The 12,484-nt window shown below is 73.6% G+C and carries 12 protein-coding genes; 11 read left to right on the top strand and 1 reads right to left on the bottom strand.

Annotated features, from left to right (window positions below):
• Window positions 1-5 precede the first annotated feature (5 nt).
• Window positions 6-572 carry an HIT domain-containing protein gene (locus ACH9EU_RS08150; RefSeq protein ID WP_396413436.1) on the top strand — a complete coding sequence of 189 codons (567 nt, stop codon included), beginning with the start codon at window positions 6-8 and terminating at the stop codon, window positions 570-572.
• Window positions 573-578: 6 nt separating this feature from the next.
• Here ACH9EU_RS08150 and ACH9EU_RS08145 read toward each other — a convergent pair whose 3' ends face one another.
• Complete coding sequence (locus ACH9EU_RS08145) at window positions 579-2,666, bottom strand: M3 family metallopeptidase (protein WP_396413435.1); 2,088 nt, start codon at window positions 2,664-2,666, stop codon at window positions 579-581.
• Window positions 2,667-2,948: 282 nt separating this feature from the next.
• Here ACH9EU_RS08145 and ACH9EU_RS08140 point away from each other — a divergent pair, with 282 nt between their 5' ends.
• From ACH9EU_RS08140 to secF, 10 genes are all read left to right on the top strand, one after another.
• Entirely contained in the window at window positions 2,949-3,326 is a 378-nt protein-coding gene (locus ACH9EU_RS08140; RefSeq protein ID WP_396413434.1) for a hypothetical protein, read from the top strand.
• Between the two features lie 80 nt (window positions 3,327-3,406).
• Window positions 3,407-4,714: a MurT ligase domain-containing protein gene (locus ACH9EU_RS08135; protein WP_396413455.1), complete on the top strand. Its 1,308-nt coding sequence runs from the start codon at window positions 3,407-3,409 to the stop codon at window positions 4,712-4,714.
• Window positions 4,715-4,725: 11 nt separating this feature from the next.
• Complete coding sequence (locus ACH9EU_RS08130; RefSeq protein WP_396413433.1) at window positions 4,726-5,448, top strand: type 1 glutamine amidotransferase; 723 nt, start codon at window positions 4,726-4,728, stop codon at window positions 5,446-5,448.
• Between the two features lie 198 nt (window positions 5,449-5,646).
• Window positions 5,647-6,408, top strand: coding sequence for a YebC/PmpR family DNA-binding transcriptional regulator (locus ACH9EU_RS08125; protein ID WP_396413432.1), 762 nt, complete (start codon window positions 5,647-5,649; stop codon window positions 6,406-6,408).
• Window positions 6,405-7,028: a crossover junction endodeoxyribonuclease RuvC gene (gene ruvC, locus ACH9EU_RS08120; RefSeq protein WP_396413454.1), complete on the top strand. Its 624-nt coding sequence runs from the start codon at window positions 6,405-6,407 to the stop codon at window positions 7,026-7,028. The genes ACH9EU_RS08125 and ruvC overlap by 4 nt, the downstream gene beginning before the upstream one ends.
• 134 nt (window positions 7,029-7,162) lie before the next feature.
• A complete protein-coding gene (gene ruvA, locus ACH9EU_RS08115; protein ID WP_396413431.1) occupies window positions 7,163-7,804 on the top strand; it encodes a Holliday junction branch migration protein RuvA in 642 nt (213 codons plus the stop codon).
• A gap of 2 nt (window positions 7,805-7,806) precedes the next feature.
• Window positions 7,807-8,952 (top strand): Holliday junction branch migration DNA helicase RuvB, encoded by a 1,146-nt coding sequence (ruvB, locus tag ACH9EU_RS08110; protein WP_396413430.1) that lies wholly within the window; start codon window positions 7,807-7,809, stop codon window positions 8,950-8,952.
• 83 nt (window positions 8,953-9,035) lie between these two features.
• Window positions 9,036-9,500 (top strand): preprotein translocase subunit YajC, encoded by a 465-nt coding sequence (gene yajC, locus ACH9EU_RS08105; RefSeq protein WP_396413429.1) that lies wholly within the window; start codon window positions 9,036-9,038, stop codon window positions 9,498-9,500.
• 87 nt (window positions 9,501-9,587) lie between these two features.
• Window positions 9,588-11,405, top strand: coding sequence for a protein translocase subunit SecD (gene secD, locus ACH9EU_RS08100; protein WP_396413428.1), 1,818 nt, complete (start codon window positions 9,588-9,590; stop codon window positions 11,403-11,405).
• The gene (gene secF / locus ACH9EU_RS08095) at window positions 11,405-12,424 is read left to right on the top strand and encodes a protein translocase subunit SecF (protein WP_396413427.1); all 1,020 of its coding nucleotides are present in this window, start codon (window positions 11,405-11,407) and stop codon (window positions 12,422-12,424) included. Before secD ends, secF begins: the two co-directional genes overlap by 1 nt.
• The last annotated feature ends 60 nt before the right edge of the window (window positions 12,425-12,484 follow it).

Below are 12,484 nucleotides of genomic sequence, written 5' to 3'. Positions count from 1 at the left end.
GGCCGGTGCCGGACACGGGTCCGCCGGACGGCTGGATCCGCCAGGACCAGTTCGAGATCCCCGGCGTCCCGGACAGCTTCCAGCGGCTGTGGACCCCGCACCGGCTCGCCTACGTGCGCGGGGAGGACCCGTCCGTGCGCGAGGACCCCGGCTGCCCGTTCTGCAACGGGCCGCGGCGCGCCGACGAGGAGTCCCTCATCGTCCACCGCGGCGAGCACTGCTTCGTGATCCTCAACCTCTTCCCGTACAACCCCGGTCACCTCATGGTCTGCCCGTACCGCCACGTCGCGGACCTCACGGAGCTCGACGACGGGGAGACGCGCGAGCTGGCCGAGCTGACCCGGACCGCGGTCACGACGATCCGACGGGTCGCGTCCCCGCACGCCTTCAACGTGGGCATCAACCTGGGGGAGGCCGCCGGCGGTTCCCTGTCGGGGCACCTGCACCAGCACGTGGTGCCCCGGTGGACGGGCGACGCCAACTTCATGCCCGTCCTCGCCGGCACCAAGGCGATCATGCAGACCCTGGGGGACACCCGCCGGGACATCGCCGAGGCCTGGCCCGCCGGCTGAGCGGCGTCACCGGCCCCGGGGCCCGGCGCGCGGCCCCCGGGGCCGGTGCACGAATTCCTCCCGGGGCCGCAGCCCGCGCCGTTCCAGCAGCGCGCTCAGGTGGGGACGCCGTCCGAGGAGGGCCTCGAACGCCTCCATCGGGGCGGTCTCGTTGCCCCGGGAGAGGACCTCCTCGGCGAAGCGGCGGCCGTTCTCCCGGGTGAGCCCCCCGTGGGCCGTGAACCACTGGGCGGTGTCCGCGTCGAGGATCTCCGCCCAGAGGTAGGAGTAGTACCCCGCGGAGTAGCCGCCGGCGAAGATGTGCTTGAAGTACCCGGTCCGGTAGCGGGGGGCGATCCCGTGCACGTCGACCCCCGCCCGGGCGAGCGCGTCCGGCTCCACGGTCCGCGGATCGGGCAGCCGGGCGGGGTCCTCGAGACCGTGCCAGGCCAGGTCCAGGCAGGTCGCGGCGAGGTACTCCACGGTCCGGAAGCCCTGGCCGTGCGCCGTGGCCGCCCGCAGCCCGTCGAGGGTCCGCTCGGGGAGGGGCTCGCCGGTGCGGTGGTGACGGGTGTAGTGCGGGGCCACGTCCGGGTGCAGCACCCACATCTCGTGCACCTGGGAGGGGTACTCCACGAAGTCCCGCGGCACCTTCGTCCCGGAGAACGAGGGCAGGTGGACGTCCGAGAGCAGACCGTGCAGGGCGTGGCCGAACTCGTGGAAGACCGTGACCACCTCGTCCAGGGTCAGCAGCTTCGGCCGGCCCGCCGGGGGCCTCGCGAAGTTCGCGTTGTTGACGACGACGGGCCGCTGCCCCGCGAGCCGGTTCTGGTGCACCAGCGCGTTCATCCACGCGCCGCCCTGCTTGGTGGGGCGCGTGAACCAGTCGCCGAGGAACAGCCCCACCCCGTCCCCGTCGTCGTCGGTGACCTCCCACACGCGTACCTGGGGCAGGTAGCCGCGGAGGTCGTGGCGCTCCGTGAAGACCAGCCCGTAGAGCTCCCGGGCCGTGCGGAAGATCCCGTGCTCGAGCACGGACTCCAGCTCGAAGTGCTCCCGCAGCCCGGCCGCGTCCACGGAGAAGCGCTCCCGGCGCAGCCGTTCCGCCCAGAACGGCCAGTCCCACGCCTCCAGGGCGTGACCGGCCAGCTCCTCGAGCTCCGCCCGCTCCTCGAGCGCGTTGCGCACGGCCGGCCCGGTGACGCTCTCCAGCATCTCGTGCACGGCCTCGGGGGAGGGCGCCGTGGTGCCGGTCATGACCTGGTCGCCGTGGCTGCGGTAGCCGAGCAGCACGGCCTGCTCCGCGCGCAGCTCGGCGATCCGGGCCGCCACGGGCAGCAGGTCGAGCTCGCTCTGCGACCCCTCCCCGCCGTGCGCGCCGGTCCCGCGGTTGACGGCGGCCAGGTGGATCCGCCGGCGCAGCCCGCGGTTGGTGAGCACGGACAGCACCGGCTGGACGGTGGACAGGGTGGGCGTGAGCAGCCAGCGGCCGGGACGGCCGTGCTCGGCGGCCGCGGAGGCGGCGGCCTCGATGTCCTCCGGGGACATGCCGTCGAGCTCCGCGGGGTCGTCGACCACCACGGCGGAGGCGTTGACCTCCCGGATCAGGCCGTTGCCGTACCGGATGCTCAGCGCGGAGAGCTCGTCGTTGATCTCCCGCAGCCGCCGCTGCTCGTCCAGGGACAGCTCCACCCCGGAGGCCCGGAACCACGAGACGTACTCGTCGAGCACCCGCACCTGCCACGGCTGCAGGTCCTTGCGGTCCACCGCCCGGACCCGGGCGTAGAGCTCCTTGTTCAGGGTGAAGTCCGCCCTGTGCTCGGCCAGCCGCGGGGCGAGCTCCTCGTAGATCCGCTGGACGCCGGGCGTGTTGTGCGCGGCGGTGAGGGTGAAGAACACGGACTCGACCCGGTCGAGGTCCAGGCCCCCGCGCTCCAGCGCCTCGACGGTGTTCTCGAACGTGGGCGGGCCCGGATCCGCCAGCACGGCGCGCACGCACGCGAGGTCCACCGCCATCGCCGCCTCGAAGGCCGGCAGGAAGTGCTCCTCGCGGAGGCCCGCGAAGTCGGGCAGCTCGTAGGGGAGCTCGCTGGGGCGCAGGAGGGGGTTGTCCACGGGTCGGCTTCTGTCGGGGTCGGCGGGCGGGTCTGCACGGACACACTACTCCGCCCGGGCACGCGGCGCCGTGCCCGCGGCCACCGCCGCCCCACGTGGGCCGGTGGTGCCCACGGGGCAACGCCACTAGAATCGACGAGCCCTCTGCGCGCCGGAGTCCTCGGCGCGAGGGGGTTCCTCGCGGACCGGCCGACCGGCAGGTCCCGGAGGTCCCGGCTGGGGCAGCAGCCGCGGTTCCGTGCGGGCGTCCGCTCCGCTCGACCTCGATCCGAAAGGTGTCCCGTGCGCGAGGACCTCAGAGCCGCCGGCAGGGGTCTGACCCTGTCCCAACGCCTCCTGCTCCGGGAGCACCTGCGGCGCACCGAGACCCTGCTGGACACCGCCGAGACCGTGCAGGCGGTGGCGCCGGGGTGGTGGCGCGGGCACCGCAGCGTCGTCGTGGTCACCACGTGCCGGCTGCTGCTGGTCCGCCGTGAGCTCCTGCGGTTCTCCTCCGACCGGGCGACGATCGCCCTGGGCACCATCGAGGACCTCGCCGTCCACGCCTCGCCCCCGGACGGGGCCCGCTTCCGGATCTCCGTGGGGCTCGGCCAGGAGGAGTTCTCGGTCACCCACCACGTCGCAGCGGTGGAGCGGGCGCTCTCGGAGCCCGCGGCCTGACGGGGCGCGTCCGCGCACGCCGCAGGACGGGGCGCGTGCGCGCACGCCGCAGGACGGGGCGCGTGCGCGCACGCCATAGGATGGGGCGCATGTCCAGACCCCACGTGCGCCTGCTCGGCCAAGGCATCCGGTACCTCACGACGCTGCGGGGCGGCGGCTCCGCGTTCCCCGGCCTGGTCATGGAGAAGCTCCACCCACGGTTCGTGGCCGAGGAGCTCGCGAAGCTGCCGCACGGCGTCGTGGTCGTCAGCGGCACCAACGGCAAGACCACCACCACCAAGATGGCCGTCCAGCTCCTGCGCGCCCAGGGGTACCGGGTCTTCACCAACCGCACGGGCTCCAACTTCGTGCGCGGTGTGGCGGCCGCCCTGCTCGGGGAGATGAGCCTCACCGGGCGCCTCGACGCCGACATCGCCGTCCTCGAGCTCGACGAGGCGCACGCCGTGCACTTCGTGAAGCAGGTCCGGCCCCGCCACGCCCTGCTCCTCAACGTCATGCGCGACCAGCTCGACCGCTTCGGCGAGATCGACACGACCCGCCGGATGCTCGCCCAGGTGGCGGCCGCCACGACCGGCACCGTGGTGCTCAACCGTGAGGACCCCCGGATCGCCTCGCTCGCCGAGCACGTCCCGGCCGGCACCCGGACCCGCTGGTTCGGGCTGTCCGCACCCCTGCGCCGGATGTTCCCCTCCGACGACGACATGCGCTCGGCCGGCGGCCCGGAGGCGGAGGCCGACCACGAGGACGAGCTGGCCCCGCGCCCGGCCGCGGACGTGGAGCTGACGTCCTTCGAGGCCAACCGCGTGCACCTGGCCGTGGACGGGGAGGCCGTCGAGACCACGGTGGAGCTCTACGGCGTCTACAACATGTACAACGCCGCCGCGGCCCTGGCCCTCGCGCTCGCCGTCGCCGGGCCCGACGCGGACCGGGCCGCGCTCGTCGAGGAGCTCTCCCGGGTGACCCCCGCCTTCGGCCGCGGCGAGACGATCACCGTGGGAGGACGCCCGCTGCAGCTGCTGCTCGTGAAGAACCCGGCCGGGTTCCGGCTCTCCCTGGCCTCGGCCCGGCCCGGCGACTACGCCACGATGATCGCCATCAACGACGAGTACGCCGACGGCCGCGACGTGTCCTGGCTGTGGGACGTCGACTTCCACTCCCTGCGCGAGGCCGGCGTCGACGTCGTCTCGGGGACCCGGGCCTGGGACATGGCCCTGCGCCTCGACTACGACGAGGTGCCGGTGCGCGAGGTGGTCCCGGACCTGGGCGGGGCCCTGCGCCGCTTCGTCGCCGGGGCGGAGGACCGGCCCATGCGGGTCTTCTGCACCTACACGTCCATGCTCGAGCTGCGCCGGGAGCTCTCCCGCGTGGCCGAGGTCGCCGAGATCTGAGCGGAGCCCCCGTGACCGACCGCACCGTCCACCTCGTCCAGCTCTATCCCCGGGACATGAACATCTACGGGGACTGGGGCAACACGCTGACCCTCAAGCGCCGCCTCGAGAAGTACGGCTACGCCGTGCGGCTGACCGACCACAATCCCGGGGACCCGTTCCCGGGCGACGCCGACCTGCTGGTGGGCGGCGGCGGACAGGACTCCGGGCAGTTCCGCGTCCAGGAGGACCTGCAGCGGATCGCCCCCGAGCTGCGGGCGATGGCGGCCGGCGGCGTGCCGATGCTCGCGATCTGCGGGCTCTTCCAGCTCTTCGGCCACGAGTTCCGCACCGGCGCCGGGGAGACCCTGCCCGGGATCGGGATCCTCGACCTGACCACGGTGGGCGGGCCGACCCGGCTGATCGGCAACATCGTCCTGGAGTCCCCCGAGTTCGGCACCGTCGTCGGCTACGAGAACCACTCGGGGATCACCCGTCTGGCGCCGGACCAGGCCCCGTTGGGCAGGGTCGTCAAGGGTGCCGGGAACAACGGCGAGGATGGCACGGAGGGCGCGCGCGTGCACCACGTGGTGGCCTCCTACCTGCACGGGTCGATGCTGCCGAAGAACCCGGCAGTCGCGGACCACCTCATCCGTGCCGCCGTCGAGCGCCGGTTCGGGACCTTCGACGCCGAGCCGCTCGACGACACGCTCGCCGAGCGCGCGCGCGAGGTCTCCCGGGCGCGTCCCCGATGACCACGAGGACCCTGTCCCGGTGACCGCCCGGGTGCGGGCCCGGTGACCTGCGGGACCGGGCCGGGACGCACCCGGTAGAATGGACCAGGACTTTTCCGGCCCGTCCCGCCCGGGGCCGGCACGCGCCGCGCCGGGACGGCCGGCGCTTCCCGAGACTTCCGCGGGGCACGCCCGCGCACCACTTCCGAGGAGGAACGCATGTCAGGCCACTCCAAATGGGCCACCACCAAGCACAAGAAGGCCGCGATCGACGCGAAGCGGGCCAAGGCCTTCGCCAAGTACATCAAGGGCATCGAGGTGGCCGCGCGCATGGGCGGGGCCGACACGGCGGGCAACCCCGCCCTGGACCTCGCGGTCTCCAAGGCCAAGAAGAACTCGGTGCCCAACGACAACATCGACCGCGCGATCAAGCGCGGCGCCGGGCTGACCGGCGAGACGATCGACTACACGGAGATCCTCTACGAGGCCCGCGGCCCGCAGGGCACGGCGCTGTACATCGAGTGCCTCACCGACAACAAGAACCGTGCCGCCTCCGAGGTGCGCGTGGCGGTGACCCGCAACGGCGGCACGATGGCCGACGCCGGGTCCGTGGCGTTCCTCTTCGAGCGCAAGGGCGTCGTGGAGGTCACGAAGACCGACGGGCTCACCGAGGACGACGTCCTCGTGGCGGTGCTCGACGCCGGCGCCGAGGAGGTCGTGGAGGACGAGGAGTTCTTCGAGGTCGTCTCCGAGGCCACCGACCTCCCGGCCGTCCGCACGGCCCTGGAGGAGGCCGGGCTCGAGTACAACAACGACGACCCGCAGTTCCGCCCCACCATGAAGGTGGAGCTCGACGCCGACGGCGCCCGGAAGTTCCTGCGGCTCGCCGAGGCCGTCGAGGAGCTCGACGACGTGCAGAACGTGTACTCGAACGCGGAGATCCCCGCCGAGGTCGTGGCGCAGCTCGAGTCCGAGGACTGACCACGGGCGCCCAGCGGATCCTGGGGGTCGACCCGGGACTGACGCGGTGCGGGTTCGGGCTGATCGACATGTCCGGCAACCGCACCGCGTCCTTCGTGGACGTCGGCGTCGCCGGCACCCGGCCGGCCGACCCGCTGGACGTGCGCGTGCTGCGGGTCTGGGAGGCCACCGAGCGGTGGATCGAGCGCTACCACCCGGACGCCCTGGCCCTGGAGCGGGTCTTCGCGCAGACCAGCGTGAACACCGTCATCGGCACGGCCCACGCCGCGGGCGCGGTCATGGCCTCCGCGGCCCGTCACGGCGTGCCCGTCGCGTGGCACACCCCGTCCGAGGTCAAGGCCGCCGTGACCGGGGAGGGCCGCGCCGACAAGGCCTCGGTGGCCCGCATGGTCGTGCGGATCCTGCGCCTCGAGGAGGTGCCCCGGCCCGCCGACGCCGCCGACGCCCTGGCCATCGCCATCTGCCACGGCTGGCGCGGCGGCGGCACGGGGGTGGACGCCACCGCCCGGACGGAGACCCACCAGGGGGCCCGGCCCGTGGCCTCCCGCCCGGTCACGACCCCCGCCCAGCGGGCCTGGGCGGAGGCCGAGGCCCGTGCCCGGCGGGGCCGGCGCGGGTGACCGGTGCGGACGGGTCGCGGATCCGGTGGGGACGCGTCGGTGCCCACTGCTAGAGTGACTCGCGCACGCTCGTTCGTAGATCCGTTCGAACTCTCCGGTTCGACCGGCACCGGAGCAACGGAAGGAGGGGCGCGGTGATCGCGTCCATCACGGGACAGGTCGAGCACGTCGGCCTCACGACCGCGGTCGTGACGGTGGGCGGCTTCGGCGTCCAGGTCCAGGCGACCCCCGAGACGCTGGCCGGACTGCGGACCGGGGGGCAGGTGCGCCTCGACACCGCCTACGTGGCCCGCAAGGACGAGTCCCCGCTGCTGTTCGGCTTCCGCAGCCCCGAGGAGCGGGAGGTCTTCGAGACCATGCTCGGGGTCAGCGGCGTGGGTCCGCGCACGGCCCTGGCGGTGCTCTCGGTGCTCGGCCCGGCCGCCGTCCACCGGGCCATTGCGGAGGGGGACGCCAAGGCGTTCACCACGGTCCCCGGCATCGGGCCCAAGGGTGCCCGGCGGATCGTGCTCGAGCTCGCCGACAAGCTCATCGTCCCCGAGCGCCCTGCCCGGCCCGCGGACGCCCCGGCGGAGCCCTGGCGGGCGCAGGTCCTCGAGGCCCTCGTGGGCCTGGGCTGGAACGAGAAGGATGCCGCGCGCGGCGTCGAGGACGCCCTGGCCGGACGCGAGGAGCTCGCCGCTTCCGGGGACGTCCCCCTGATCCTGCGCACCGTCCTGGCCTGGCTGGGCGCCGCCAAGGCCGGGTCCCGGACCGCGGCGGAGCGGGGGGTCTGAGCATGGCCCGCGAGGACGGCGCCGCCGTGAACGCCCGGGACCGGCTGGTCTCCGCGGCCGACGAGCCCGACGAGAAGCAGCTCGAGTCCGCCCTGCGGCCGGCCCGGCTGGACGAGTTCGTGGGCCAGCAGCGCGTGCGCCGCCAGCTCTCCCTGGTGCTCGAGGCCTCGCGGCTGCGCGGCCGCTCCGCCGACCACGTGCTCCTGTCCGGCCCTCCCGGCCTCGGCAAGACCACCCTGGCCATGATCATCGCCGAGGAGATGGGCGCCCCGCTGCGGATCTCCTCCGGCCCGGCCATCCAGCACGCCGGGGACCTCGCGGCCATCCTCTCCTCCCTGACGGAGGGCGAGGTGCTGTTCCTGGACGAGATCCACCGCATGTCCCGGCCCGCCGAGGAGATGCTCTACATGGCGATGGAGGACTTCCGGGTGGACATCGTGGTCGGCAAGGGCGCCGGCGCCACGTCGATCCCGCTGGACCTGCCGCCCTTCACCCTCGTCGGCGCGACCACGCGCGCCGGCCTGCTGCCGGGGCCCCTGCGCGACCGCTTCGGCTTCACCGGACACCTCGAGTTCTACTCCGTGGGGGAGCTCGAGCTCGTGCTGCGCCGCTCCGCCGGCCTGATGGACCTCGCGATGACCGCCGAGGCCTTCGCCGAGGTCGCCTCCCGCTCCCGGGGCACGCCGCGGATCGCCAACCGGCTGCTGCGCCGGGTCCGGGACTGGGCCCTCGTGCACGGCGTCGGGCGGATCGACGTCCGCACCTCCTCCGCGGCGCTGGACATGTACGAGGTCGACGCCCGTGGCCTCGACCGCCTCGACCGCTCCGTCCTGGAGGCGCTCGTGCGGAAGTTCGGCGGCGGGCCCGTGGGCCTGTCCACCCTCGCGATCGCCGTGGGGGAGGAGACCGAGACCGTGGAGACCGTGGCCGAGCCCTACCTGGTCCGGGAGGGCCTGCTGGGCCGGACCCCGCGCGGGCGCATCGCGATGGCGGCCGCCTGGGAGCACCTGGGACTGGTCCCGCCCGAGCAGGCCGCGTTCCGGGACCCGGTGCTGCGCCGCGTCCCCGGGGTGGCCCCGGAGGACCCGCTGCTGTTCGAGGACGGGCTCGGGGACGGGCCCGGGGACGGCGACGGACCCGGGGTCTGAGGCTCCCCGGGTGGCGCTCAGGTCCGTCCGGGCCGGATCCCCTACCATGGGACGGAAAACCGCAACCGATCGAACGGAAGTCCGTGAGCCCGCACCTCGTCGTCCAGTCCCTCTCCGCCCAGGCCGCAGAGCCCTCGGGCGGCGGCAGCGCATGGCTGCTGCCCCTCATGCTCGTGGCCATGGTCGCGCTGCTCTGGCTGCCCATGCGGCGGCAGAAGAAGGCCATGGCCCAGGTCAAGCAGAAGCAGGCCACCATGGGCCCGGGCACCGAGGTCATGACCAACTACGGCCTCTACGGCACGATCCGCTCGATCGACCGGGACACCAACAAGGTCGTCCTCGAGATCGCCCCGGGCACCGCCGTGACCGTCCACCTGCAGACCGTGACCACGGTCGTCGACGAGGACACGGCGGCCGAGCCCGCCCCGGCTCCCGGGGCGGCCCCCGGCACGGCCGAGGAGCCCCGGGTCGTCGACACCGACGCCCCCGGCACCGTCGACCCCCTCGACGACGACGCCCGGCGCGACCCCGGGCAGCGCAACGACTGACCCCCCTCGGGACGACGGGCCGACCGCTGGTCGGCCCGTTCCCATGAGCAGGCCCGGCACCCCGGGCCGTTGTGCGTTAGGAAGACCATGGCACTGACACCAGACAAGACCTCCGGCTCCTCCGGCGGCCCACCCGCGCGCGACGCCCGCCCGGGCGCGGCGGCCGGCCCCGGGGTGCGGGAGGCCCTCTCCACCGCGCGGCGGTCCCTCGTGGGCCTGCTCGTGCTGGCCGCTGTGCTGGGCGGGATCCTGGCGTGGGGCGCCGGCACCGACCGCACCGGGTGGGGCCCCAAGCTGGCCCTGGACCTCGAGGGCGGCACCCAGATGATCCTCAGCCCCTCCCTCCAGGGCGAGGACGCGGGCCAGGAGGTGACCCCCGAGCAGCTGGACCAGGCGGTCGAGATCATCCGGCAGCGCGTGGACGGCTCCGGCGTCGCGGAGGCGGAGATCGCCACCCAGTCCGGGGACAACATCGTGGTCTCGATGCCGGGGGTGCCCTCCGCGCAGACCCGTGAACTCATCCAGACCTCGGCGCAGATGCAGTTCCGCCCCGTGCTCACGACCGCCCCGGCCGAGGTCGTGCCGGAGGACCAGCGGGTGCCGGAGGACGAGCTGCCCGAGCCCGCGGCCGAGCCCGCGGACTCCTCGGACCCCAACTGGATCACCCCGGAGCTCTACCGGGAGTTCGAGACGACCGACTGCACCTCGCCCCAGCCCCCCGAGGAGCGGGAGCGCCAGGACGCGGACTCCGCCGTCGTCGCGTGCGAGCCCGAGACCGGGACGAAGTACCTGCTCGGGCCCGTGGAGATCCAGGGCACCGGGATCAAGGACGCCTCCTACGGCACGGCGCAGAACGCCACGGGCGCGTCCCTGAACCAGTTCGCCGTGAACCTGCAGTTCGGGCCCGAGGCCACCGAACGGTTCCGGGTGCTCTCGGAGCGGCTCTACGGCATCGGCGCCGCGTCCCAGGGCGACCCGCGCAGCCAGTTCGCGATCCTCCTGGACGGGCAGGTCGTCTCCGCGCCGCAGATGAACGCCGTGATCGCCGACGGCCAGGCGCAGATCACCGGCAGCTTCACCGAGGAGCAGGCACGCTTCCTCGCGGAGCAGCTCAAGTACGGCGCGCTGCCCATGAGCTTCGAGATCCAGTCCGAGCAGCAGATCTCCGCGACGCTGGGTGCCGACCAGCTGCGGATGGGCATCCTCGCCGGGATCGTCGGCCTGGTGCTCGTGTGCGTCTACTCGCTGTTCCAGTACCGGCTGCTGGGGCTGGTGACCATCAGCTCCCTCGTGGTCGCCGGCGTGCTCACGTGGCTGGCCATCACCCTGCTGGGCTGGTCCGCGAACTACCGGCTCTCCCTGGCCGGCGTCGCGGGCCTGATCGTGGCGATCGGGCAGACCGCCGACTCCTTCATCGTCTACTTCGAACGCATCCGCGACGAGATCCGCAGCGGCCGCTCCATCCCCGCCGCGGTCCACCACGGGTGGCGCCGCGCCCGGCAGACGGTGCTGGCCTCGAAGGCCGTGAACCTGCTGGCGGCCGGCGTGCTGTACTTCGTGGCCGTGGGCAACGTCCGCGGCTTCGCGTTCACCCTGGGCCTGACCGCGATCGCCGACCTGCTGGTCGTCTTCCTGTTCACGCACCCGGTGATGGTCCTGCTCGCGCGCACCGGCTACTTCGGCGGCGGGGGGAGGCACTCCGGGCTCAACCCCGAGTCCCTGGACGCGGTCCCGCTCTACCGCGGCGCCGGGCGGCTGCGGGAGCCGGGTGCGGGGCACGACGGTCTCACCATCGCGGAGCGGCGCCGGCGCGCCGCCCAGGCCGCGCCACCACCCGACGAGGCCCCCGAGGACGCCGCCGTCGGCGCGTCCTCGTCCCGCCGCACCCCCGAGGAGAACGCCTGATGTCCCGGTTCGCTGATTTCGGCAACGCCCTGCACAGCGGGCGGAAGTCCTACCCGTTCGTGGCGCGGGCCAGGCTGTGGCTCCTCGTGGCGGCGGCCCTCGTGGCGGTCTCCCTGCTGGTGCCCGTGGTCAAGGGCGGGTTCAACCTGGGGATCGAGTTCACCGGCGGCTCGGAGTTCACGGTCTCCTCGGTCTCCGACCCCGACATCGCGGTGGGGCGCCAGGCCGTCACCGAGTCCGCCGACGCCGGGGAGGTCACGGTCACCAACATCGCCCCCGGGACGGTGCGGGTGCAGACCGAGCAGCTCGACGACGACGAGACCCTCGCCGTCAAGGACGCCCTCGTCGAGGCCTACGGCGTCACGGAGGACGAGGTGACCTCGACCTTCGTGGGGCCCACGTGGGGCGCCGGCGTGACCCGCCAGGCCCTGCAGGGGCTCGTGGCGTTCGTCGTGCTCGCCACGGCGCTGATGGCCGCGTACTTCCGCACGTGGAAGATGTCGGTCTCGGCGATCGCCGGGATGTGCGCGAGCGTCTCGATCACCGCGGGCATCTACTCGGTCGTGGGCTTCGAGGTCACCCCGTCGGCGGTCATCGGCTTCCTCACGGTGCTCAGCTACTCGCTCTACGACTCCGTGGTCGTCTTCGACAAGGTCCGCGAGAACACCGAGGGCCTCCTCGACGGCACGGCCCCGCCGGAACGCGCCGGCACGCGGTTCTCCGACCAGGTGAACCTCGCGATCAACCAGACGCTGGTGCGCTCGATCAACACCTCCGTGGTCGGCATCCTGCCGGTGGGCTCGATCCTGTTCATCGGGGCGCTGCTGCTCGGCGCGGGCACGCTGAAGGACCTGTCCCTGGCGCTGTTCGTGGGCATCGCCGTGGGCACCGTCGCGACCCTGTTCGTGGCCGGGCCGCTGTACTCGGTGCTGCGCCGCCGGGAGCCGGCGGTCCGGGCGCAGGAGGCCCGCGCGGGTGCTCCCGGCGAACGTGCGCCGGAGGAGGCCGCGGCGCACTAGACTGGTGTGCACCGTAGGGCGGGTCGCGCGGACGCGCCCCGCCGCACAGCAGCACACACG

It is taken from the genome of Kocuria rhizosphaerae (assembly GCF_044462265.1).
In the GTDB taxonomy this organism is placed as follows: Bacteria; Actinomycetota; Actinomycetes; order Actinomycetales; family Micrococcaceae; genus Kocuria; species Kocuria rhizosphaerae.
Note: the sequence above shows the minus strand (reverse complement) of the source record. Positions and strands in the feature narration are given on the sequence as shown.